The 23,492-nt window shown below is 69.8% G+C and carries 21 protein-coding genes; 13 read left to right on the top strand and 8 right to left on the bottom strand.

From position 1 onward, the window contains the following. The first annotated feature begins 65 nt into the window (after positions 1-65). A complete protein-coding gene (locus AC3B5T_RS24305) occupies positions 66-1,811 on the top strand; it encodes an HNH endonuclease signature motif containing protein (RefSeq protein ID WP_488358034.1) in 1,746 nt (581 codons plus the stop codon). A 26-nt stretch (positions 1,812-1,837) separates the two neighbouring features. On the opposite strand, the gene AC3B5T_RS24300 is transcribed toward AC3B5T_RS24305, so the two are convergent. Together AC3B5T_RS24300 and AC3B5T_RS24295 are read right to left on the bottom strand one after the other, a co-directional pair. Beyond that, the gene (locus AC3B5T_RS24300; protein ID WP_010841431.1) at positions 1,838-2,806 is read right to left on the bottom strand and encodes a hypothetical protein; all 969 of its coding nucleotides are present in this window, start codon (positions 2,804-2,806) and stop codon (positions 1,838-1,840) included. Between the two features lie 72 nt (positions 2,807-2,878). Further along, entirely contained in the window at positions 2,879-3,463 is a 585-nt protein-coding gene (locus tag AC3B5T_RS24295; RefSeq protein WP_055475876.1) for an HhH-GPD-type base excision DNA repair protein, read from the bottom strand. Positions 3,464-3,511: 48 nt separating this feature from the next. Here AC3B5T_RS24295 and AC3B5T_RS24290 point away from each other — a divergent pair, with 48 nt between their 5' ends. Then, positions 3,512-4,051 carry a hypothetical protein gene (locus tag AC3B5T_RS24290; protein ID WP_055475877.1) on the top strand — a complete coding sequence of 180 codons (540 nt, stop codon included), beginning with the start codon at positions 3,512-3,514 and terminating at the stop codon, positions 4,049-4,051. 1 nt (position 4,052) lies between these two features. Here the strand turns inward: AC3B5T_RS24290 and AC3B5T_RS24285 are convergent, their stop codons facing one another. The 5 genes from AC3B5T_RS24285 to AC3B5T_RS24265 form a co-directional block, all read right to left on the bottom strand. After that, complete coding sequence (locus tag AC3B5T_RS24285; RefSeq protein ID WP_055475878.1) at positions 4,053-4,715, bottom strand: lysoplasmalogenase; 663 nt, start codon at positions 4,713-4,715, stop codon at positions 4,053-4,055. Continuing rightward, a complete protein-coding gene (locus tag AC3B5T_RS24280) occupies positions 4,712-6,010 on the bottom strand; it encodes an alpha/beta hydrolase family protein (RefSeq protein ID WP_055475879.1) in 1,299 nt (432 codons plus the stop codon). The genes AC3B5T_RS24285 and AC3B5T_RS24280 overlap by 4 nt, the downstream gene beginning before the upstream one ends. Before the next feature lie 51 nt (positions 6,011-6,061). Then, positions 6,062-6,964 (bottom strand): hypothetical protein, encoded by a 903-nt coding sequence (locus tag AC3B5T_RS24275; protein ID WP_055475880.1) that lies wholly within the window; start codon positions 6,962-6,964, stop codon positions 6,062-6,064. Positions 6,965-7,177: 213 nt separating this feature from the next. Continuing rightward, positions 7,178-7,837, bottom strand: coding sequence for a GAP family protein (locus tag AC3B5T_RS24270; RefSeq protein ID WP_055475881.1), 660 nt, complete (start codon positions 7,835-7,837; stop codon positions 7,178-7,180). A 131-nt stretch (positions 7,838-7,968) separates the two neighbouring features. Further along, positions 7,969-8,799, bottom strand: a complete 831-nt coding sequence (locus tag AC3B5T_RS24265; protein ID WP_055475882.1) for an Rv1157c family protein — start codon at positions 8,797-8,799, stop codon at positions 7,969-7,971. A gap of 300 nt (positions 8,800-9,099) precedes the next feature. Here AC3B5T_RS24265 and AC3B5T_RS24260 point away from each other — a divergent pair, with 300 nt between their 5' ends. Genes AC3B5T_RS24260 through AC3B5T_RS24245 form a run of 4 tightly spaced genes read left to right on the top strand, consistent with a single transcriptional unit; the run spans position 9,100 to position 13,783 of the window. After that, a complete protein-coding gene (locus tag AC3B5T_RS24260; RefSeq protein ID WP_010841423.1) occupies positions 9,100-10,170 on the top strand; it encodes a thiamine ABC transporter substrate-binding protein in 1,071 nt (356 codons plus the stop codon). Positions 10,171-10,177: 7 nt separating this feature from the next. Continuing rightward, a complete protein-coding gene (locus AC3B5T_RS24255) occupies positions 10,178-11,833 on the top strand; it encodes an ABC transporter permease subunit (protein ID WP_055475938.1) in 1,656 nt (551 codons plus the stop codon). Beyond that, entirely contained in the window at positions 11,830-12,867 is a 1,038-nt protein-coding gene (locus tag AC3B5T_RS24250) for an ABC transporter ATP-binding protein (protein WP_055475883.1), read from the top strand. The genes AC3B5T_RS24255 and AC3B5T_RS24250 overlap by 4 nt, the downstream gene beginning before the upstream one ends. Positions 12,868-12,904: 37 nt before the next feature. Next, positions 12,905-13,783: an EamA family transporter gene (locus tag AC3B5T_RS24245; protein ID WP_055475939.1), complete on the top strand. Its 879-nt coding sequence runs from the start codon at positions 12,905-12,907 to the stop codon at positions 13,781-13,783. Between the two features lie 8 nt (positions 13,784-13,791). On the opposite strand, the gene AC3B5T_RS24240 is transcribed toward AC3B5T_RS24245, so the two are convergent. Beyond that, positions 13,792-13,968 (bottom strand): hypothetical protein, encoded by a 177-nt coding sequence (locus AC3B5T_RS24240; RefSeq protein WP_010841419.1) that lies wholly within the window; start codon positions 13,966-13,968, stop codon positions 13,792-13,794. 210 nt (positions 13,969-14,178) lie between these two features. Between AC3B5T_RS24240 and typA the strand changes: the two genes are divergently transcribed. From typA to cofG, 7 genes are all read left to right on the top strand, one after another. Continuing rightward, on the top strand, positions 14,179-16,092 hold the full coding sequence (gene typA, locus AC3B5T_RS24235) for a translational GTPase TypA (protein ID WP_488358033.1): 1,914 nt from the start codon (positions 14,179-14,181) through the stop codon (positions 16,090-16,092). 63 nt (positions 16,093-16,155) lie between these two features. Further along, positions 16,156-18,108: an ABC transporter family substrate-binding protein gene (locus AC3B5T_RS24230; RefSeq protein ID WP_488358032.1), complete on the top strand. Its 1,953-nt coding sequence runs from the start codon at positions 16,156-16,158 to the stop codon at positions 18,106-18,108. Continuing rightward, the gene (mshB, locus tag AC3B5T_RS24225; RefSeq protein WP_488358031.1) at positions 18,105-19,004 is read left to right on the top strand and encodes an N-acetyl-1-D-myo-inositol-2-amino-2-deoxy-alpha-D-glucopyranoside deacetylase; all 900 of its coding nucleotides are present in this window, start codon (positions 18,105-18,107) and stop codon (positions 19,002-19,004) included. The genes AC3B5T_RS24230 and mshB overlap by 4 nt, the downstream gene beginning before the upstream one ends. 12 nt (positions 19,005-19,016) lie before the next feature. Further along, positions 19,017-19,424 (top strand): hypothetical protein, encoded by a 408-nt coding sequence (locus tag AC3B5T_RS24220; protein WP_010841415.1) that lies wholly within the window; start codon positions 19,017-19,019, stop codon positions 19,422-19,424. A 60-nt stretch (positions 19,425-19,484) separates the two neighbouring features. Continuing rightward, the gene (locus tag AC3B5T_RS24215; RefSeq protein ID WP_488358029.1) at positions 19,485-20,624 is read left to right on the top strand and encodes an FO synthase; all 1,140 of its coding nucleotides are present in this window, start codon (positions 19,485-19,487) and stop codon (positions 20,622-20,624) included. 56 nt (positions 20,625-20,680) lie between these two features. Beyond that, entirely contained in the window at positions 20,681-22,186 is a 1,506-nt protein-coding gene (locus AC3B5T_RS24210; RefSeq protein ID WP_488358795.1) for a flavin-containing monooxygenase, read from the top strand. Continuing rightward, positions 22,183-23,430: a 7,8-didemethyl-8-hydroxy-5-deazariboflavin synthase CofG gene (gene cofG / locus AC3B5T_RS24205; RefSeq protein ID WP_488358028.1), complete on the top strand. Its 1,248-nt coding sequence runs from the start codon at positions 22,183-22,185 to the stop codon at positions 23,428-23,430. Before AC3B5T_RS24210 ends, cofG begins: the two co-directional genes overlap by 4 nt. The last annotated feature ends 62 nt before the right edge of the window (positions 23,431-23,492 follow it).

Raw genomic sequence — 23,492 nt, 5'->3', positions numbered from 1 at the left:
TCGACGCGCAATTCTTGTCGGTGGTCGGGTCTATCTTGGTAGGTGAACAGTCGGACCGGCCAACAATGCCGGGCTGCAACGACTTTGGAGTCACCGTGGGGGAATGGGTCGATCTACCGGGCGAGTTTCTCGCCGGGGTCGATGCTGCCTGCCCGTCGGACGCCGACACGGTCTCACACATGCAACGCCTGGGTGCTGTCCGGGCTGGGGAGTCGTATTTGGCGTGGTGCCGCTATCAGACGATCCTGGTGCTGTGTGACCGATTGTTGACCCCGACCGGTTCCAGTTATGTCTCTGATGGATTCGGCGACATCGTCGCCCGGGTGGCCCGCGAAGCGGGCATCACCCGCTACCGTGCGGCGGCGCTGGTCGACGACGCGCTGTGTCTTCGTGATCGGCTACCGCGGGTGTTGGAGACGTTGCGCGACGGCATCATCGCCCCGCACCAGATCCGCGAGATCATCAGCCGAACCCACCTGGTGTCCGACGATCACCATCTCGATCCCGACGACCCCGACAGTCGGCGGATCATCGAGGTTCTCGACGAATCGATCGCCGACTTGCTACGCGGTCGGGGCGGGTCGTGGTCGACGTCGGGTCTGCGCGACATGATCGACCGTCTGGTCTTCGGTCACGATGCCGACGCGGTCCGCGAACGGCGCCGCGAAGCGCTGGACAACCGTGGCGTGTGGACCGAGAACACCGGCGACGGTACCGCCGAGATCACCGCGGTCATGGCCGCAGAGAACGTTCGGGCCTGCCAGGCGTCGGTGCGCGCGCTGGCCGCATCGGTGTGTGATCGGGATGGGCGCACCCTGGGTCAACGTAAGTCCGATGCCATGTGCGCATTGCTCACCCGAACTGCGTTCGCGTGCGCATGTGGCGAATCCGACTGCACCGCACCACCTCCTGACCCGACCGCCGCGGCGTCGGGCACCGAGATCGTGATCCACGTCGTGACCGACGCCGACACGCTGGCCGGTGGGTCCGGGCCCGGATGGGTCGACGGACACGGCGTGATCTGCGACGAGCACGTGCGCGACCTCGCCGCCCGGCCCGACGCCACCCTGACCCCGGTCACCCCGATACGCACACCACCCGCCCGGGTCGTCGCCGACGACGAGACCACCACGACCGCGCATGCAACCGCACCCCGCAGAGACACGAGCAGCCGGGTCCCGGAGCCGGACCGGGAGTCGGAGTCGGTGTCGTCGGAGCTTGTGGTGGTGTTTCCGGGTGCTCTGCCGGGTGATCCGTATCGGCCGACCAGTGCGTGTGCGGAGTTCGTGCGTGTGCGGGACGGCTACTGCACCGAACCTGGCTGCACGCGGTCGGCGTTCACCGCCGATGTCGATCACGTCGCCGAGTACGACCATGCCCGCCCGGCCCGTGGCGGCGCGACGTCGAGTGAGAACCTCAACGCGAAATGCCGTGCCGGGCATCTCCACAAAACCCACGGCAACTGGACCGACGTGCAGTATCGCGACGAGCATGGCCGGCTGGTCACCGAATTCGTGACCCCGGAAGGGTTTGTCATCCCCGGCGAGGCCGAAACCCTCGAAGACCTCTTCCCCAACCTGCGTCGCATCCGATTCGAGCAAGCCGCGAAAGCCCCACCGACACCGCGGATCATCGTGCCCGAGCGGCCAACCCGACAACCACGCACGATCACCGAACGAACCGCCGCGAAACACGCGAAGCGGCGAGAAGAACGTGCCCGCAACCAGGCACAGCGCGAAGCGAATCGACATGCCAGGAACGCGGCGGCCAACCGTCAGCCGAAGACCGATGACAACCCGCCGCCGTTCTGAGTGGCTGCGCGTGCAGTGTCCGGAGGCTAGGCCCGCGGGTATCCGTTCGAGTCGGCGGGAGCGGCGTCCCCGTTGCCGTTGCCGCCAGAACCCTTGGGGGGGCGGGTGAGTCGTTTGGGGAGTCGTTCGGCGAGGCCGCCGAGGGGAGCGACTGTCTGGTTGAGCAGGTCGACGGTCTCGGCCAGCTCGTGCACGGTGTCCTGCATCGCGAGCAGGTTCGGCGCCAGTTGGCCGATGACCTCGGTCAGCTCGGTGATCCGGTCCAGCGGCCCGCCGGGGGCGATGGCCCGTTCGACCGCGCCGTCCTCACCGACGAGTTGATCGAGCAGCCCGCCGTCGGCGGCGAGACGATCGAGGATGCCGCCGGCCGCGGTGACCTTCTCCAGCACGCCGTCGGGTGCCGTCAGCTTGTCGACGATCCCGCCCTCGGAGGTCAGGCGTTCGAGGATGCCCTCGTTCTCGGTGAACTGGTCGACGACGCCGCCGGGGCGGGTCAACCGGTCCAGGGGGCCGTCCTTGGCGGTGAGCCGGATCAGGATGCCGCGTTCGTCGGCCATCTGATCGAGGAGCCCGCCCTTGGCGGTGAGCTTCTCGAGTGGGCCGTCGGGCGCGGTCAAACGGTCGATGACACCGCCCGGGTTCAGCAACCGCTCCAGTGGCCCGCCGTTGGCGAGGATGCGCCCGAACGGCCGGTCGGGTCCGAGTAGTTCGGACAACTGGTTCAGCAGGGCGAGCGGCGTGCGGGCACTGCCCAGTTCGTCGGCGTCGACGCCGACGGCCAGCGCGAGTTCGTGCTGGACGCTGCTGGCGGTGACCCGGGCGATCGTGACGGCGGACTCGGCGGCGCTCAACACCACGCCGGTCACGGCGAATCCGATTCGGAAGGGCATCTCGACGAGAGCACGGCCGGGATCGAGCGCAGCCTGACGACGCTCGACTTCTCGTCGACCGGGGACGGGACGGTCGGGGAGAGACCGATCCGGAAGGGACTCCATGGTGTCCGACCCTAGGCCAACCGGTGTGCGTTCGGGGTGAGGGTTGCGCGATTCCGGCGGACGGTGTCGCTGCTAGGAGTCGGTGCCCGAGGCCTGCGCGGCCTTCGCGGCCTTTGCCGCCTTCTTGAAGTCGCGGACCTTCTGCAGCGACTCCGGGCCGGTCACGTCGGCGACCGAACGGAATCCCTTCTTGCTGTAGTCCCCGGCGACCTTGGTCCAGCCGGACGGTTTGACGTCGAGTTGCTTGGCGACCAGGGCGACGAAGATCTTGGCCTTCTGGTCGCCGAACCCGGGCAGTGCGCGCAGCCGCTTCATCAGGTCCGCACCGTCGGAGGCCTCGGTCCAGATGCGCGCGGCATCCCCGCCGTACTCCTCGGCGACGACCTTCGCGAGTGCCTGGACCCGACCGGCCATCGAGCGTCCGTAGCGGTGGATGGCCGGGGGTGTGGCGCACAGGTCGGCGAACGCCTCGGGGTCGGCGTCGGCGATCTCGACCGGGTCCATCGTGCCGAACCGATCGCGGATCTTGGCCGGCCCGGCGAACGCCCGCTCCATCGGGAACTGCTGGTCGAGCAGCATTCCCGTGAGGAGGGCGAACGAATCGCTGGAGAGGAGTTCGTCGGCCGCGGGTTCCTGGGCGATCTGGATCTTCGGCATGGATCGATTCTGGCAGACGTCACCCGTGCACGGCTCTAGACTGCCTCCATGATCAGCGGGGAGAACACGGTCGGCGTCGGGAACAGCAGGGTCCGGCGCATCGGTTGGGGGACGGTCGCGATGGTGGTCGGAACCGTGATGGGGCTGGCGGTGATGCTGTTCGGCACCGGTGTCGCCGCGGCGGCACCAGCCGACCACGGGGCGAACTACGTCACCACGCTGCGGTGCGACAGCGTCAACCCGTGGCCCGCGGGCACGGTCAAGGTCCGGGTCGACGTGTTCAACCAGATCCAGCACCCGGCCGACGGCCTCCCCGGCCCGGTCATCGCGCTCATCGGCACCGACCGCGCGCAGCGCGTCGCACTCGAATACACCTACGAGGTGTCGGTGTCGTGGCGGAATCTCCGCACCGGACGGACCGGCGTCACGACGGTCCCCGGCCGGGGGTACACGGTCAAGTGGCAGGTTGACATCCACCCGGGAAGCGGCCCCGTGGCCTTCACGATCCGGCAGAAGATCGGCGCGCTCGCGTTCTTCCCGATGACCAACCCGAAGTACTCGACGTGTTCGGGTCGCGCGGTCGCGTGACCTACCGGTCGGCCAGTCCGCCGACCAAGAGGTACTGCGCGGTGAAATAACTCGCGAGCACCCAGGCCTCGCCGGCCACCCGGAGTCGCGGATCGCCGACCAGGTGCCGTCGGTTGATGATCGCGAGATCGGAGAGCAGGAACAACCATCCGCCGGCGCGCATCCGCGGTTGCGGTGCGGGTACGTCCGACGCCAGCGCCGACATCGTCGCGAGCGTGTTGCCGTACGTACTCAGCACCGGCAGGAGTGCCGGACGGTGGCGGGCCAGCACCGTCGCCGATTCGGCGAGGATGCTCATCCGCGGTGCGACGGTACGGACCGACGGTCGTGCGCCGGCGCGCCACATCGCGGCCGCGTAGCTCAGTTGCGCACCCGCGAAAGAGGCTGCGCCCCTGCGGAGGAATCGATCCTTCGCCACCGGGTCGTCGTGTTCGAACTCCTCCCGCAGCATCAGTCGGTCGCCGACGGCCGAGAACCCGAGTACGGCCGCCAGTGCGACGGTGTCGGCCACCGGGCGACGTCGAGCACCTGCGGCCACCCGTGCCGCGAGCAGCACGATCGGCAGCGGCTTGGTGATCTCGGCGCTGCGCCGGCCACCGGCGGACCCGGTGATCGTCGCTGCCGCGGCGGCGGCCGCATAGACGATCCGGAATGCTCGATTCACCGCAGGATTCGGGCGACGAACCCACGGATGTCGGTGTCGGAGAGTCGCTTCGAGTGCGTGCCGTCGAGTGTCAGGTACGTGCGTGCCGACACCTTGGTGTCACCGGCCCGGGCGTCGTTGAGGTACTTGAGGGTGAGCGGCACGACGACGGAGGTGTCCTGCAGTGTCTGGGTCATCAGGACGGGACGCTCGAAGTCACGGGTGGGCAATTCGGTCGCCTTGGTGAGCAACGCGGTGAGTTCGGTGTTCCCCGACAGGGGTTTGGTGAACAGCGAGCCGATCGCCAGACCGTCGACCTCGCGGACGAATTCGGTCGCGCACGAGGCGGCGGCCCTGGTCATCCATTTCTTCCCGGCGTCGGTCAGGTAGGCGTCCAGGTCGATGTCGGACTGCGCGTTGCGGATCGCGCTCAGTGTGTACAGCGCGTCGGCGGCCAGCCCGGACGGCATCGCGGCCGACGACGGGCCGAGATTGGCCACCAGCGAACCGAATTGGGCCGGGATCGAACTGGCCGCGGCACCCTTGAAGTCGAGTTTGCCGCCCTGGATCGTCGGGGCCAACCGGGCGAGCGTGATGGCGGCCGCCGCTCCCTGTCCCTCGCCGACGACCGCCCACGAGCGCGACAGGTTGTCGGCGATGTCACGCGAGGCGCGCACGGCGTCGACGATGTTGCGAGCGGTGGCCTCGAGGTCGTAGTACTGCGGGGTGCCGGGCGTACCGACACCGGCGTAATCGGTACTGACGACGGCATATCCACGTCCGAGCCAGCGCTTGAGCTCCTCGGTGTCCTCGGCGGTGGGCCGTGTCGACGGCGCGCATCTGTCGGCGATGCCGCGCGAACCGTGCGCCCAGGCGACGATCGGCCAGCCGCCGGCCGGGGCGCGCCCGGTGGGCACCATCAGCACGCCGGAGGAGAGATGGGCCTTGCCGTCGGCGCCGGTGCTCCAGTAGGTGAAGTCGTTACCCGAGGCGGCGCCGCTGACCGTACGGGCCCGGGAGAGTTCACGATTGGCGTAGACCGCGCCCGGGGCCTGTCCCGGACCCCGGGTGTCGACGGTGCCCGCGTTGTCGTCGGCGGGGGCGGCCCCGTCCGCGGTCGACGGTTCCGAGGCCGGGGCGGATGTGCCCGGTGTCGATGAGTCCGGTGTCGATGTCCCCGGGGTCGGTTCGGCGGCGGCGGTCGCTGTCAGGCCGAGCGCGGCCGGGGCCACGACGATCGTCAGGGCCGCAGCGGCCGCGAGGGCACGGGCGAGATGGGCACTCCGGGGTTTCGAAGCGTTGCCGTGGGGGTTCATGTGTCGTCAGTTCGTTCTGTGAGAGGAGGCGAGTACCGAAGGCGTTGCGGCTCAGGCGTTGACGACGCCGACGGCCGGTAGGAACCAGCAGTTCTGGGTGCCGTTGCTCGCGTTGCCGAAGACCGCGGACAGGATGGTGCCGCTGCCGGTCTTCACCGGTGCCAGGCGAACCCCGGACAGCAGGGGCAGTGCGGTCAGCGCGGTCTGATCGGTGATCGGGTCGAGATCGGCGAATCCGCCCTGCAGGGTGCTGGTGTTGAACCAGGCGACCTGCATGGTGCCGCCGCTGCCGGCCGTGGGTGAGGCGGGCACGAACGCGTAGGCGGTCTCTCCCTTGTCGACGAGGTTCAGCTTCTCGGGCAGCTTGACGCCGGGGATCATGTCCAGCAGCGGCTTGAGCTGGGTCAGCGGATCGGTCTTCATCGGCCACGGACCCGCCACGGCTCCCGCGCCGGCGGTGACGAGACCGAGCGGGTTGTCGGCGGTCGGTGCGGTGCAGAACGGCGACACCGACGGGGTGAGTGTCTGGATCCCCAGCGTGCGGAGCAGGGCGATGGGATCGGTCGGCGCGGCGGCGGGAGTGGCGGCCGACGCGGGTGCACCCTCGGCGGCGGCCGGCAGCGGGAGGGCTCCCGCACGACCGGCGATGTCCTCGACCGACAGCTGCCCGGCGCTGCCCATGATCGTCTGCGCGGCCTGAACGGCGATCTGGTCGACGCCTGCAGCCTTCAGCAGACGGATCGCGCCCGCCAGCTCGGCGTCGAACGGGATCGACAGCGCACCCAGCATGTTCGCCGGGATGAGTGGCTCGGCGGCCGCGGGTGCCGACGTGGCGGTGAGTGTGGCCGCCGCCATCGCCACACCTATGAGTCCGGCACCGCAGCGTCGCATTGCGCGGTTGCGGGTGACGCGACGGTCGGCGTCGGTGCGCGTGAACCGAGACGTGAGGGACATGGCTCTCCTTATGGCAACCCCGGTGATGACAACCGAGCACCCGCCACGTGTGGCGGGTGTGACAGATGGGACTCGAGTTACACGAGACCACGCGGGCGGCGGCCGCGGCAAGTCGCGAGTCCGACCTGTGACACGGGCGCGATCAGCGAGAGACCGAACCCGCGGCGACCTGCGTCTTCGCCTGTGGCCGGGCGAGCCGTGTCCTCGGTGTGCCTATCCGCTCGCCGCGCCGATTCCCTTGCCGATCAACACGATTCCGATCACCAGGATCAGCACCGCCATCACGGTCGCATTGTTCGCCTGCAGCCACGACTTCAGGCGGTCGAGGGGGCCGCGCAGGCGTGCCGCCGCGACCTGGAAACCGACGACGGGCACCACGACCGAGGTCGAGGCCAGAAGCGCGAACACCGCGACGGCGACGACGTCGCCGGACGCCGACAGCGCGCCGGAGGCGATCGTGACCCCCGCCGCCGCGCAGAGTACGAGGTTCTTCGGATTGATCGCCGCCAGCGCGAACGCGATTCCCAGCGCGGTCAGCGGCCGCATCTCGTCGATCGCCGACATCCATCTCGGCGTCGCGGACTCCGCGTCTCGCGAACGCCACTGGCGCAGGCCGACGACGAGCAACACACCGCCGAGCGCGATCTTGACCCAGCCGGTGCCCGACGACGAACCGCCGATGTCGACGGCATTGCCGAGCGCCACGAACACGACCACCGCGACGACGATGCCGACGAGCCATCCGACCGCGAACCCGATACTCGTCGTGCGCGCGTGGCGGCCCAGGAGCATGAGAATCGCCGCGATGATCGGGATCGGCGACACCGCGACACCGACCGCAAGGGGTAACAGCTCACCGAGCACGGGTCCCATCGAGAACTCCTCACGACTGGTGGCGACACCTAGTTGTACGCCATGGGGGTGGTGACTGTCCGAACATCGGTGTCACGACGAAGGCACCCCGGCGATGTGCCGGGGTGCCTTCGTCTGTGAGAGGGGGAGAGTCAGATGATCGCGAGTCCGATGACCGGGACGATCGTGCAGGAGACGACCTTGCCCTTCGTCTTGGTGGTCACGTTGCCGTGGATCGCCGAGATGACACGGCCCTTGCCGGTCCGCGAGATACCGGTGAAGGTGCCGGGTCCCTCCTGGACGTTGATCTTGGGATTGCGCTTCAGCGTCGTCATGCCCGTGCGGCCGGTGTCGACGTTGAACCAGCTCACCGTGAGGGGTGCGGCCTTGTTGTCGATGGCCGGGCCGGTGCCGAGCGAGGTGTAGACGTAGCCGCTCTCGCCGCGCTTGGGGCCGGGAGCCGGGGCCTCCTGCGGTCCCGCGGTGACCAGGGCGCGCCCGAGCGACCCGCCACCCGGGATGCAGCCGAGGCCGAAGGTCGGGTAGAGGAATTCCTGGATCTTCGGGGCGTTCGGGCCCTGCGGGATCTCCGGGTCGCCGGGCTTGCGCTCGGCGGCGAGTTCACGCGCGGCCTGCTTGCGGCCGGGTTCGCCCAGGAAGTCGGCGATCGAGCGCCAGATCTTGCTGACCTCGCCGGGCATCCCGGGAGTGTTGGCGAACGACTGGGCCTGACGGAGCAGATCGGCCGAGACCTTGCCGTCGGGTCCGGGCGTCGCCACCGAACCGATGATCGCGGGTGCGAACGCGCCGAGCGAGTCCAGAACGCGCTGATCGACCTTCGGGGCGGGTGCGGCCTGTGCGGCAACCGGCAGGGCGAGCGAGGTGGCCGCCGCCAGCGCCGACACGGCGACGAGGAGGCGACGAGTCCGGATTCGATGCGGGGCATTGCCGGGCCGCAACCTCGGTGGCCGGGAGAAACGCACTGGTGTGTCCTAACGGTCGTGGCGCCGGCGGGAGAGCCGTGCTGCGCCTCGTGGTCGTGTCATCCGCCCGGGTGTCGGGTCGCGACAGTCCATCCTCTCACCCGAGTCGTCGCGGGTCATTCTAAGCCCCCTGCGGGTTCCAATGTCCAGGCCGTGACGGCGTTACGGGTGAGGTTTATGTGGTTATTGATGCAATTGTTACTGAAGTGATGTTCAGTCGGTCGAATCGAGCGCCCTGTCGGCAACCTGGTTGGATGAAGAGAATTCGGGGAACACGGACGGGTCGAACAGGAGTCTGATGTGAACGAGCTGCGCACCGACGGCTTGCCGGGTCGTCGACGCGGGAGATCGCGACTGACGCGCGCGGTCGTCGCCGCGGCCGCGATCGCACTGGTGGCGACGACCGCGAGTGCATGCGCCGACGACTCGTCGTCGGGTGCCGAGGTCACGCTGCTCACCCACGACTCCTTCGAGCTTCCCGAGTCGGTGCTCGACGCGTTCCGCCAGGAGACCGGTCTGACCCTGAAGATCGTGAAATCCGGCGATGCGGGGCAATTGGCGTCGACGGTGTCACTGACACCGGGCGCGCCCAAAGGGGACGCGGTCTTCGGCATCGACAACACCTTCGCCTCACGGCCGATCGACGCCGGCGCCCTGGAGTCCTACGAGTCGCCCGCCGCGGCCGACGGTGCCGCGGACTATGCGGTGCCCGGCGCGGAGGGGCAGCTGACGGCTGTCGACCGGGGCGACGTGTGCCTCAACGTCGACGACGGGTGGTTCGAATCCAGGTCGCTGACCCCGCCCGCGAGTTTTCGCGACCTGACCCGGCCGGAGTTCGCCGCGCTCACCGTGGTGACCGACCCCGCGACATCGTCACCGGGTACGGCGTTCCTGCTCACCACGGTCGGTGCGCTCGGAAACGGCTGGCAGGACTACTGGAAACAGGTCGTCGGTGGCGGTGCGACCGTCGTCTCGGGGTGGGAGGTCGCCTACAACCAGCTCTTCACCGCCGGCGAGGGCCGCGGTGACAAGCCCATCGTGCTGTCCTATGCCTCGTCGCCGGCGGCCACGCCCGGGACGAGCGCGCTGCTGGACAGCTGCTTCCCCCAGGTCGAGTACATCGGCGTCCTGAAGGGCACCCGGAACTCCACCGGCGCACGTAAACTCGTCGACTTCATGCTCAGTCCCACTGTGCAGAAAGAACTTCCGTCGTCGATGTACGTCTACCCGGTGCAGCGCGACACGCCGCTGCCGGAAGGGTGGCCGGCGCGCGCGGAGGTGCCCGCCTGGATGTCGTCGCTGCCGCCCGCCACGATCGCGGAGAACCGCGAGATGTGGCTCGATCAGTGGCGTGCCGCGGTCGGCCGGTGATGCCTCGGTGACCCGAGCCGCGACGGCGGTGACCCGAACCACCCGGGCTGCCGGACCGGTGGCGCTGTGGGTGATCCCGGCTGTGTTCATCGTGGTGCTGTTCGCGTGGCCGGTCGTCGCGCTCGTCCGGCGCGCCGTGTCGATCGCCCGCGACTCGGGGACCGGCCTGGGCGAACTGCTCGAACGCACCGACGCGCTGGGACTTCTCGGCGTCACCCTGGGGCAGGCGGCGGCCTCGACCGTCCTGGCACTCGCCGCCGCGGCACCCATCGCGTGGTTGTTCGCCCGGGTCCGCGGGACCACCGCGGTCGTCCTCGCCGTCGTGGTCACGGTGCCGTTCGTGCTGCCGACGGTCGTCGTCGGCGTGGCGTTCCGCTCGCTGCTGTCCGGCCCGTTGGCATTCCTGCACATCGAGTCCGGGCTACCGGCCGTGCTCGCGGCGCATGTCTTCATCAACGTCGCCGTGGTCGTGCGCGTCGTCGGCGCAGCCTGGCGCAACCTCGACCCACGGCTGCTGGAGGCGGCACGGTCGCTCGGCGCGAGCCGGATACGGGCGACGCTGACCGTGGTCGTGCCGCGACTCGTGCCCGCGATCGCCTCGGCCGCAGCGCTCATCTTTCTCTTCTGCTCCACCAGTTTCGGTGTCGTGATCATCCTCGGCGCCGGTGAGCTGCGCACCCTGGAGACCGAGATCTACACCCAGGCCATCGGGTACTTCCGGATCCCGGAGGCGGTCGCGCTGTCGATGCTGCAGATCGTCGTGGTCCTCGCCGCGCTGCTGCTGACGCGGGTGTTCGCCGACCCGGCGGGCCGAGGATCGGGTGGCGCCAGGCGACGGACCGAACGCGACCGCAGGGTCGTCGGCGGCCGGTGGACACGGCCGGCCGTCTGGGTGGTCGGGGTGTGGACGGCGCTGCTCCTCGTCGGGCCCGTCCTGGTGCTGGTGGTGCGGTCGATCCGGCCGGTCGCGCACGGCGACTGGACGCTCGCCGGTTATCGCGCACTGGCCGAACCGGTCAATGGCGTGACACCGCTGGAGAGTCTGCGCTATTCACTGGTGACCGCAACCGCGGCGACCGCGATCGCGCTGGCGGTCGGGACCCTCGCCGCCGTCGCGTTGCACCGGGCACACGGGGTGGTCGGGGCGATCGGGTCGGCCATCTCGCTCGTGCCACTCGGGATCAGCGCTGTCACACTGGGATTCGGATACCTGATCGTGCTGGCATCGCTGCCGTACGAGATCGCCGCGTCACCTGCGGTCATCCCGCTCGTCCAGGCGCTCATCGCCATACCGGTGGTCATCCGCATCATGATGCCCGCCCTCGAATCGGTACCCGCCCGGCTCCGGCATGCGGCGGCGACGTTGGGGGCCAGACCGATTCGGGTGTTCGCCACGGTCGACCTGCCGATCGTCGGCAGGTCGATCGGAGCAGCCGGCGGTTTCGCCTTCGTCATGGCACTGGGCGAGTTCGGCGCCACCAGCTTTCTCGCACGCGCCGACACCACCACCCTGCCCGTGCTGATCGGGTCCGCCCTGAACCGGCCGGGCGCCGACAACCTCGCGACCGCCATGGCCGCCTCGGTGGTCCTGGTCGTCGCGACGGTGCTCGCCGTCGTCGTGGTCGAGGCGTTCCGTCCGCGCTCGGAGGTTCCACTGCTGTGACCTCGGGGAATTCATTGGAAGTCAGTGACCTCACCGTCGCCTATGGGGGTGACGCCGTCATCGACGGCCTGTCCTGGCGCCTCGGGGGAGAGGGTTCGCTCGTGACCGCGATCCTCGGCCCGTCGGGGTGCGGAAAGTCCACACTGATCCGGGCGATCGCCGGGCTCGAGTCCCCGGTCCGGGGAACTGTGCGGTTCGGCGGTGTCGACCTCGCCGGTGTCGAGGTCCATCGCCGGGACTTCGGCGTCGTCTTCCAGGACGGGCAGTTGTTCGGCGGACGCAGCGTCGCGTCGAACATCGGTTATGGACTCCGGATGCGGCGCTGGTCGCGCCGCGCCATCGCCGCACGAGTCGGGGAGATGCTCGACGTCGTCGGCCTCGCCGGCTACGACACACGTCTCGTCGACACCCTGTCGGGCGGTCAGGCGCAGCGGGTCGCACTTGCGCGCGCGCTGGCCCCCCGTCCGCGTCTGCTGTTGCTCGACGAGCCGCTCGCGGCCCTCGATCGTCGTATGAGAGATGAACTGGCCGTGGAGATCTCAGAGATCGTCCGGGCGGCAGGCGTCCCGACGATGGTGGTCACGCACGACCATACCGAAGCCGCGACCATGGCCGACGAGATCGCGGTGATGCGGGACGGGGTGATGATCCAGACCGACGCCCCGGCGGCGCTGTGGCGACGCCCGGTCGACGAGTGGACCGCGCGATTCCTCGGCGCCACCACCGTCATCGACGCCCAGGTCCGGTCGGGCATGGCCGACACCGTGCTCGGTGGGATGCCGCTGGACCTTCCCGACGGCTCCCGCAGGCTCGGTCTGAGGCCCGAGTCGGTGTCGATCGGCCCGCTGTCGTCCAGAGAGGCCGAGGACGCGGCGGCGACCGTCGTGCTCGTCGCCGAACTCCCGGGCGGTCCGCGGGTGCGCATCGACACTCCGATCGGCGAGATCGACGCCGTGACGAACACTTCGGTGGCCATCGGTGACCGGGTGCGGATGCGTCTGGTGCCCGAACGGGTCGCGGTGATCGGGCCGTGACGACGCGCGCGGTGGGACGGACGTTGCCGTGCCGGTGATGCGACGCGACCTGCTCGTCCCGCCGGGTCTGATGATCGTCGGCGCGACGTCGATGTACCTCGGTGCGGCTGTCGCCGTGGGTCTCTTCGATGTCATCGCCCCTGCCGCGGTGGCCTGGCTGCGGATCGCCGGGGCGGCCCTGGTGTTGCTGCTGTGGGTGCGGCCGCCCCGGACCGCGTGGCGGTGGGGGCGACTGCGCCTCGCGGCCTGTTTCGGGCTGATCACCGCGGGGATGAACATCGCGTTCTACGAGGCGCTCGCGCATCTGCCGCTGGGTACGACCGTCGCCCTGGAGTTCCTGGGGCCGATCGTGGTGGCCGCGTTGGGCTCGGCGACGCGTCGCGATGTCGCCGCCCTCGTCCTGGCGGCGGTCGGCGTGGTCCTGATCGCCGATGTCCGGTGGTCGGGAACGGCGATCGGCGTCGTCCTGGCGCTCACCGCGGCCGCCTGCTGGGCGGGGTACATCGTCCTGGGCAAGCGCGTGGCGGCGCGAGGCGCCGGCGTCGAGGACCTGGCGACGGGTTTCGCGGTCGCCGCGTTGCTCACCGCACCGCTCGCGTGGTGGGTGGCCGACGCGGTGCGCGAGGGTGCCGCGCTGCCGGTTGTGTTGGCCCAGGGCCTCCTGCTGGGCATCGCGTCGACCGCGGTGCCGTACGCACTGGACCAGGTGGTGCTGCGGCGGGTCGGCCAGGCGAGGTTCGCCATTCTGCTCGCGCTGCTACCGGTGACCGCGTCGGTGATCGGCCTGTTGGCGCTGGGACAGGTCCCGCGGCCGCTCGAGGCGGTCGGGATCGCGCTCGTCGCGGTGGCCGTCGCGGTCCGATCGGTCGACGACGACCGGCTCGGAGAACGCGAGGGGGACATCCCGCCGGGGTGAGGTCGGGCTCAGGCCGCGCGCGCCTTCTTCAGCGCCTTGTGGAGTTCTTTTTTCGACATGTCGGAGGTGTCGAGCTTGCGCATCCGGTGGATGACCACCGGACAGCGGACGCAGCGCGTGGAACTCCGGCAGCACTTCTTCTTGGGCTTCAGAGAGCCCACTTTGGTCGGGTCGACCTTGCCCATACGGCGAGGTTAGCAGACCCTAACTAGACCGCTTCCGGGTGCTGTGATCGCGGTCTCACCGTCCGAGCCGATACTCTGTCACATTGAATCCCTAGGTGATCTGCTCCCCGCGCCGGTCAGAGCCGTTCGGATGCGAGCGTCGCCGACGTTCCGCAGTCGAGCCGAGCGCCGGCCGCCGCCGCAGGTCCCCACCCACACGAAAGAGAGCCAGTGAGCGCTGCCCCCACCTTCCGCAACGTCGCGATCGTCGCGCACGTCGACCACGGAAAGACCACACTCGTCGACGCCATGCTGCGCCAGTCCGGCGTCTTCGGCGAGCGCGCCGAGGTCGTCGACCGGGTGATGGACTCCGGTGACCTCGAACGTGAAAAGGGCATCACCATCCTCGCCAAGAACACCGCGGTCCACCGGCGCCAGCCGGACGGCACCGAGGTCGTCATCAACGTCATCGACACCCCCGGCCACGCCGACTTCGGTGGTGAGGTCGAGCGCGGTCTGTCGATGGTCGACGGTGTGGTGCTCCTCGTCGACGCCTCCGAGGGCCCGTTGCCGCAGACGCGCTTCGTGCTCCGCAAGGCGCTGGCCGCCGAGCTGCCGGTGATCGTCGTCGTCAACAAGACCGACCGTCCCGACGCCCGCATCCAGGAGGTCGTCGACGAGACGCAGGACCTGCTGCTCGACCTGGCCTCGGACCTCAGCGACGAGGCCGCCAAGGCCGCCGAGCTGGTCCTCGAACTCCCGGTGCTCTACGCCTCGGGCCGCGCGGGCAAGTGCAGCACCGTCCAGCCCGCCAACGGCGAGGTCCCGTCGGGGGAGAACCTCGACGACTTCTTCAACGTCCTGCTCGAGCACGTCCCGGCGCCCAAGGGTGACCCGGAGGCTCCGCTGCAGGCGCACGTGACCAACCTCGACGCCTCGGCGTTCCTGGGTCGTCTGGCGCTCGTCCGCATCCACAACGGCACCCTGCGCAAGGGTCAGCAGGTGGCCTGGTGCCGCGAGGTCGACGGCGAGGCCGTCGTCGAACGCGCCAAGATCACCGAACTCCTCGCCACCGTCGGCGTCGAGCGGGCACCGGCCGAGTCGGCATCGGCCGGCGACATCGTCGCCGTCGCCGGTATGCCGGAGATCATGATCGGCGACACGCTGGCCGACGTCGACAACCCGCAGCCGCTCCCGCGGATCACCGTGGACGAGCCCGCCATCTCGGTGACGATCGGCACCAACTCGTCGCCGCTGGCGGGCCGGGTCTCGGGCCACAAACTGACCGCCCGCATGGTCAAGCAGCGTCTGGACACCGAGCTGATCGGCAACGTGTCGCTGCGCGTGCTCGACATCGGCCGGCCCGACGCCTGGGAGGTGCAGGGACGCGGCGAGCTCGCCCTGGCCATCCTCGTCGAGCAGATGCGTCGTGAGGGCTTCGAGCTGACCGTCGGCAAGCCGCAGGTCGTCACCCGCAAGGTGGACGGCAAGGTCCAGGAGCCGTTCGAACACCTGACCGTCGACGTGCCCGAGGAGTACCTCGGCGCGGTCACCCAGTTGCTCGCCGCCCGCAAGGGCCGCATGGAGCAGATGAACAACCACGGCACCGGGTGGGTCCGGATGGAGTTCATCGTGCCCTCGCGTGGCCTGATCGGTTTCCGCACCGACTTCCTCACCGAGACGCGCGGCACGGGTATCGCCAACGCCGTCTTCGACGGATACGACGCCTGGGCCGGCGAGATCCGCGCCCGCCACACCGGCTCGCTCGTCAGCGACCGCGCCGGCACGGTGACCCCGTTCGCGATGATCCAGCTGGCCGATCGCGGCACGTTCTTCGTCAACCCGGGCGACGACAGCTACGAGGGTCACGTCGTGGGTATCAACCCGCGTCAGGAAGACCTCGACATCAACGTCACCCGCGAGAAGAAGCTGACCAACATGCGGCAGTCCTCGGCCGACGTGATGGAGACCCTCGCCAAGCCGATGCAGCTCGACCTCGAGGCGGCGATGGAGTTCTGTGCCGCCGACGAGTGTGTCGAGGTGACCCCGGAGGTCGTGCGGGTGCGTAAGGTGCACCTCGACTCGAACACGCGGGCACGTGAGCGTTCGCGGGCAAAGTCCCGAGACGCCGCCGTCGGATCCTGACCGCGGCCGGCGATCGGGGCGGTGGCCTCGACACGTCTTGACGGACCGAGCAGCTTCTTTGTCATGGGGGTATCCGAGGTGAATCGCGCGAGACCACGTCCTGGCCGCGAGGCCGCGAACCGGGTCCGTGGCCGGATCCTCGGTGTGCTCTCGTGCGGTGTCGCGCTGCTCGTCGTGCTGACGGCGTGCATGTCCGATCCGCCGCCCCCGGTCCGCGACACGGGGCCGCCGCCCACCCCTACCGAGTACCCGGTGGAGAAGACGATCTACATCGCCACCGACTCGGTCGGCTCGGGGTTCAATCCGCACATCGCCGCGGACCAGAACCCGGTGACCACGGCGGTCGCGGCGATGACGCTGCCCAGCGCCTTCGCCCCGGTCCAGACACCGCGCGGGACGGTGTGGGAGCTCCAGCGTTCGTTCGTGACCTCCGCGGAGGTCACGTCGCGGGCGCCGTTCACGGTCACCTACCGCATCCACACCGACGCCCAATGGTCCGACGGCCTCCCGGTGACCGGTGACGACTTCAACTTCTTGTGGCAGCAGATGTCCCGGCAACCCAATGTCGTGGCTCCGGCCGGTTACCGACTCATCGATTCGGTGCAGTCCAGCGAGGGCGGCAAGGTCGTCGAGGTGCGGTTCGAGCGGCCGTATCCGGCCTGGCGAGAGCTCTTCACCGGGCTGCTGCCGAGCCACGTGCTGAAGGGTGCGCCCGCGGGTTTCCAGACCGGGATGGACACCGGCAAGCCGGTGTCGGCCGGTCCCTACGCGATCGTGGGGATCGACAAGACCCGGGACGAGGTCCGACTCGCCCGCAACGATCGCTACTGGGTGACACCGCCGCGGCTGGATCAGATCGTGCTGCGTCGCGCGGGCACCGAGGCCCAGATGCTCGACTCCGTGCGCTCCGGCGATTCGGCCGTCGTGGCCCTGGGTGCCTCGCCGGCCACCGACGCAGAACTGACCGCGCTGCCCGGTCTGGAGACCGCGCGCAGCCTGACAGCGCGATCGCTGGGCGTCAGCGTGAACGCCCGGACCGACGCGATGAGCTCGGTCGAGGTCCGGCGCGCGATCCTCGGGCTGATCGACCCGCGGCTGACGACCTTCGCCGGTGCCGGGGACTGGGTCGTCGAGCCGTACGCCAACACGGTCTTCGCGCCGTCGGACCCCGGTTATTCGCCGGTGGACCGACCGCGTGCCGGACCGGCCGAGATCGACGCCCTGCTGGCCGGCGCCGGTTATCGTCGCGCCGCGCCGGAACCGGTCGGTTCCGCGTCCCCGGTGCCCGCGCCCTCGTCCGAGTCGCAGTCCTCGTCCGCTTCTCCGTCTCCGTCCCCGTCCTCGTCCGGTTCATCCGCGGTCCCGAGTTCGGGCGAGGCCCCGATCGAGGGGCTGGCCGAGGTGCCGGAGCTGCCCGAGGGCATCCTGCCGTTCCAGCGAGACGGTCAGGACCTCATCGTGCGTGTCGGCGCGGTCGCCGGCGATCCACGGACCACATCGGCCGCGTCGAGCATCGTCGACCAGCTCCGCGGCGCGGGGGTGCGCGCGCAGGTCGTCACACTCCCCAACAGTGAGCTGTACGGTTCGGCCCTCACCAACAAGCGCGTCGACCTGGTGGTCGGGTGGTCGGGGCTCGGCGTGCCGCCGGCGGCATCGCTCGCCTCGCAGGTCGACTGCAACCAACCCAAACCCGGCACCGAACCGTCGCCCGCGACGCCGCCGACCCCCACCAGCATCGCGCCGAGCGGCGGCGATCCCGGGGACAGCTACGCCAGCAACATTTCCGGACTGTGCGACCCCCGCCTGATCGAGCTCGCACGGACCGCGCTCTCCGAGGACGACCCGGTCCCGACGCTGAACGAGGCCGAACCGCTGCTGGCCGCCCAGGCCGTCTATCTGCCGCTGTACCAGGACTCGATGGTCGTCGGAACCACGTCCGCCGTGCGCGACGTCCCGCTCACCGGACCCATCCAGGTCTCGATCTTCGGGACCGCGGTGGACTGGGAGCTGTCGTGACCGGTACCCCGGACGGTCGCCGATTGCTGCTCGTCCACGCTCATCCCGACGACGAGACGATCATGACCGGCGGCACCATCGCCCGGTATCTCGCGGAGGGCGTCGACGTGCGGGTCCTGACCTTCACGCTGGGCGAGGAGGGCGAGGTGATCGGTGACGAGTGGGCGCAACTGGTCGCCGACGGAGGTGCCGACCAACTCGGTGGTTTCCGGGTCCTCGAACTGACACGGGCCCTGGCCGAGCTCAGTCCCGACGGCCGGGCCCCGCTGCGGCCGCGATTCCTCGGCGGCGCCGGACGCTGGCGGGATTCCGGAATGGCCGGCGCGCCGTCCGCGAACCACCCGCGCGCGCTCGTGCGGGCACCGTTCGACGAACCGGTCCGCGCGCTGGTCGACGTGCTCACCGAGTTCGCACCCCAGGTGGTCGTCAGCTACGACGCCTCGGGGACGTACGGACATCCCGACCACAAGCTCGTGCACGAGGTCACCGCGGCCGCGGTCGCCCGCGCCCGCGAATTGGGCCGGGGCCCCGTGAAGGTCTATGAGTCGGTGACCGAACGCAGCGCCCTCGAGTCCGGTCTGGCCCGGGCCGTCACGGTGCCCGACGACTGGCGGATGCCCCGTGCGGGGGAGTTGCCGAGCTACCCCGATGCCGACATCACCACCGAGATCGACATCAGTGCGTACCTCGACCGCAAGGTTGCCGCCCTGGCCGCCCATGCCACCCAGGTGACCGTCGCCGCGTCGGGTACCGAATACGCGCTGTCGAACAACATCCTGCAGCCGATCGCGAGCGCGGAGCACTACATCCTCACCGAACCGGAACGCCACGAGTCGCTCGGTGCCCCGGACGACCCGGGCGCACGTGAGTCGGACCTGTTCGCCGGGATCGACTGAGACCCGGGATCGATGAAGCCGATGACACGTTCCACTCGCCCCGCGCCGGGGTCCGTCCTCGACCGGGTCCTCCTCGGATTCCTGATCGTCGACGGGTTCGCCATCGGACTGCTCGGCGTCGCGTTCACCTACCAGCGTTTCGGTGGCGTCGCTCTGCCCGTCGCCGCCCTCGTCGCCGGGGTGGTCAACGCGGTCCTGCTCTGGCTCGCGGCCGCCTTCACCGCCACCCCGTGGCGGTACGGCCCCCTCGCCGCGTGGGGACTCGTGGTCGTCATCGCCGGCGGACTCCCCGGTCCGGGCGGTGATGTCGTGCTCTCGATCAGCGGCGGCTACCTGGTGCAGACATTGCTGCTCCTCGTCCTCGGGGTCGGGCCGTGCGCCGCGCTGGCCTGGACCGGTCGGCTGCCCGAGCCCGACTGACCGCACCTGCGCGGGGGCGCTCTGCGCTGCACTGCGGTGGGCGGCGTTAGAGTGAGAGACATGCTTCTGCGCGCGTGGGCCGAAGACATCCTGGCCCCGAACGAGCGCGTCACGGCCGCATTGAGCCGTGTTCGTGACGACCCGACACTCGGGGCCGACGCCCTCGACGATGACGGCTGGGTCGCGCTGCTCGGCGCTTGCGGCGCGCACCTCGACGAACTGTGCGACCTCGCCGACTCCGTGCGGCGTCGCGTCACCGACCCGGATGCGCTGACCTTCGTGGTCAACCGCAACTTCGACACCGGCGTCGTCAGTCGTCTCGGGCCCGACGACCCGGGGTTGGACGAGCTGGTGGCCGAGGCGGTCGGGCTCGGCGCGACCGAGATCTGCATGCAGGGTCCACTGCCCGCCGAGTTGCCGGCCGACGGGTACGTCCGGCTCGTCGAGGAGATCACCGGTGCCGCCGACGGGCTGCACCTGCACGCCTACCGGGCCCCGGAGATCGTCGACGGCGCCGAGCGTGCCGGGGTGTCCGTCGCCGAACATCTCGGGCGGTTGCAGTCGGCGGGCCTGGGATCGGTGCCGGGGACCGCCGCCCAGATCCTCGACGACACCGTCCGGGCGACGCTGTCCCCCTCCGGCTCGGCCCCACCGGTCGGCAGCTGGGTCGACGTCATCGAGACAGCCCATCGCGTGGGCCTCTTCTCCACCGCGACGATGCTCTACGGACACGTGGAGACGCCCGCGCACCAGATCGCACATCTGCGGTTGCTTCTCGAGATCCAGCGTCGCACGGGCGGTTTCAGCGAGCTGATCCTGATGCCGCTGCTGCCCGAGAACGTGCCTCCCCACCTCGCCGGGTCCGCCTCGCGGACGGCGTCGGAACGGGAGACCCGCGCGTTGCATGCCGTCGCCCGGCTCATGTCCGCGGGCCTCCTCGATCATCTCCAGGTGGCCTGGACGAAACTCCCGGCCGCCACCGTCGATCTGGTGTTGCGCGGCGGGGCGGACGATCTGGGTGGTCTGCTGCTCGACGGCGCCCTGATGCCGGCCGCCGGACCGGAAGCGGGTCGCGTGCTCGACGCCGCCGCCGTCGTCGACATCGCGGCGCGCGCCGGACGCACACCGCGTCAGCGCACCACCCGCTACGAGGAGCCCGGATCCGATCGGCAACTCCCGCTGCCCCAGGTGTCCGCGTGAGTGGGACACCCTCCGCGGTCGGGTCGTCGACCGCAACGCGGCAGCCCCCGCTGACCATGGACGACGTCGATGTCGTCATCATCGGCGCGGGCTTCGCCGGCCTCGGGATGGCAACGCAACTCGCGCGTCGCGGGCAGGAGTCGTTCGTCGTGCTCGAACGGGCCGACGGAGTGGGGGGCACGTGGCGCGACAACACATATCCCGGTATTGCCTGCGACATCCCGGCACATCTCTACTCGTTCTCGTTCCGGCCACCCGCGGACTGGTCGACGCGGTTCCCGCGCGGTGCCGAGATCCGCGGCTACCTCGAGCAAATCGTCGTCGACGAACGGCTGGCCGATCACATCGAACTCAATCGTGAACTGCGCGAAGCTGTCTGGGATGAGCGGGCCGCGCACTGGGTGATCACCGCGGCAGCGCCGGACGGAAGGTCCGCCACGTTCTGTGCCCGCACGCTGGTTCTGGCCGTGGGGCGGCTGTCGGAGGCGCGCATCCCCGACATCGACGGACTCGACACCTTCCCGGGGCAGGTTGTCCACACGGCCGGCTGGCACGACGAGGTCGCCGTGGCGGGGAAGCGGGTCGGGGTCGTCGGGACCGGCGCGTCGGCGGTCCAGCTGGTCCCGCACCTCGCCGACGTCGCCGAGGAGCTCGTCGTCTTCTGCCGCACCGCACCGTATGTCGTGCCTCGGGCGGATCGGAGCTACACCGACGACGAGCGCGCCGCGATGCTCGATCCCGTCGTCGCCTCCGAAGTGCGCGACCGACTCCTCGCCGAGGCCGACGTGGCATTCCGGCAGCGGCTCGGGCTGCATCCCGACATCGACGAGATCCGGGCGCGGGCCCGTGACCACCTGCACGGGCAGGTGGCCGACGCCGACCTCCGTGAACAGCTGACCCCGGACTACGAGATCGGTTGCAAGCGAATACTTCTCAGCGACGACTTCTACCCGGCGCTGCAGCGGTCCAACGTGGTGTTCGAGCCGAGCGCACTGGCGTCGGTCACCGAGTCCAAGGCCACCGCGCACAGCGGTCACACCTACGACCTCGACGTGCTGGTGATGGCAACCGGTTTCGAGTCCGCGCGGCCCCCCGCGGCGTCGCGCATCACGGGACGGGCCGGCCGGCGGTTGTCGGAGCACTGGTCCGCGGGTATGACCTCCTACGCCTCGACCGTCGTCAGCGGATTTCCCAACATGTTCGTCCTCGACGGGCCGAACGCCGCACTCGGACACAACTCGGCGATCTACATGATCGAGACGCAACTCGACTACGTCGTGGGTGCGTTGGAGTACATGGCCGACAACGGGGTCGCGACCCTGGCGGTCTCGCCTGCGGCTGAGGACGCGTACACGCGCGAGATCGACGCGCGCAGCGAGTCGACGGTGTGGCTGACCGGTTGTGACAGTTGGTATGTCGACCCCGACAGTGGTCGCCTGACCCTGCTCTGGCCGGGCACCGCGGCATCGTTCCGGGAACGCAACGGCACCTTCGACCCCCAGCCGTATGAACCAGGTCCCGGCGACACCCGCACCGGAACACCCGAGGAGGGGGAGGAATGACCGACCAGACCACCATTCGTGCGGCGCTGGCCGCCGCCCGCGACCGGGCGCCGATCGGTCTCGACGAGGCCGTGGCGCTCCTGTCCTGTTCGGGAGACGACCTCGCCGAACTCCAGTCCATTGCCGGGGCGATCCGCGACGAAGGACTCGAGGCGGCCGGCAGGCCGCGTCAGATCACCTACTCCCGCAAGGTGTTCATCCCGCTGACCCGGCTGTGCCGCGACCGCTGCCATTACTGCACCTTCGTGACGGTCCCCGGGAAGCTCGCACGCGCGGGGGAGGGCCTCTACCTGGAACTCGACCAGGTCGTCGACCTTGCGCGACGAGGTGCCGAACTCGGTTGCAAGGAAGCTCTTTTCACCCTCGGTGACCGGCCCGAGGACCGGTGGCCGCAGGCCGGCGAATGGCTGGCCGAACGCGGTTACTCCTCGACGCTGGACTATGTGCGTGCCGCGGCGGTCGCGGTGCTGTCGGAGACGGGACTGCTGCCGCACCTCAATCCCGGGGTGATGAGCCTCGAGGAACTGCTCCGGCTGAGGCCGGTCGCGCCGTCGATGGGCATGATGCTGGAGACGACGTCACGCCGCCTGTTCACCGAGAAAGGCCAGGCGCACTACGGAAGTCCCGACAAGGACCCCCTGGTCCGCATGCAGGTGTTGCGCGACGCGGGCGCCGCACGCGTTCCGTTCACCACCGGCATCCTGGTCGGGATCGGCGAATCCCTCACCGAGCGAGCCGAATCGCTGCTGGCGATCGCCGATGTGCATGCCCGGGGCGGGCACATCCAGGAGGTGATCGTGCAGAACTTCCGCGCGAAGCCGGACACCGCCATGCGCTCGACCCCCGATGCCGAGATGACCGAGTTCCTCGCCGCCGTCGCGGTCGCCCGGATCGTCCTCGGTCCGCACATGCGGGTCCAGGCGCCGCCGAATCTGGTGTCGCCCGCCGAATGCGCGGCACTGATCGCGTCGGGCGTCGACGACTGGGGTGGGGTGTCGCCGTTGACGCCCGATCATGTCAATCCGGAGCGCCCGTGGCCCCACCTCGACGCCCTGGCCGCACGCACCGCGGAGTCCGATTTCGTTCTCACCGAACGCATCACCGCGCAGCCGCCCTATGTCCTGAACGGTGCCGACTGGATCGACCCGGCTCTGACCCATCACGTCGCCGCACTCGCCGACCCGGTGACCGGCCTCGCCGTCGACACCCGCCCGGCCCCGCGTCCGTGGCCCGCCGTCGCTTGAGAATCACTCTGCGCCCTCGAGGTTGCGTGCGGAGTCCCGCCCCCTGCTCCCTGAGGAGCGCC

The sequence above is a fragment of the Gordonia sp. G4 genome (genome assembly GCF_057770005.1).
The sequence above is the reverse complement of the archived record's forward strand: the minus strand, read 5'-3'. Positions and strand labels throughout refer to the sequence as shown.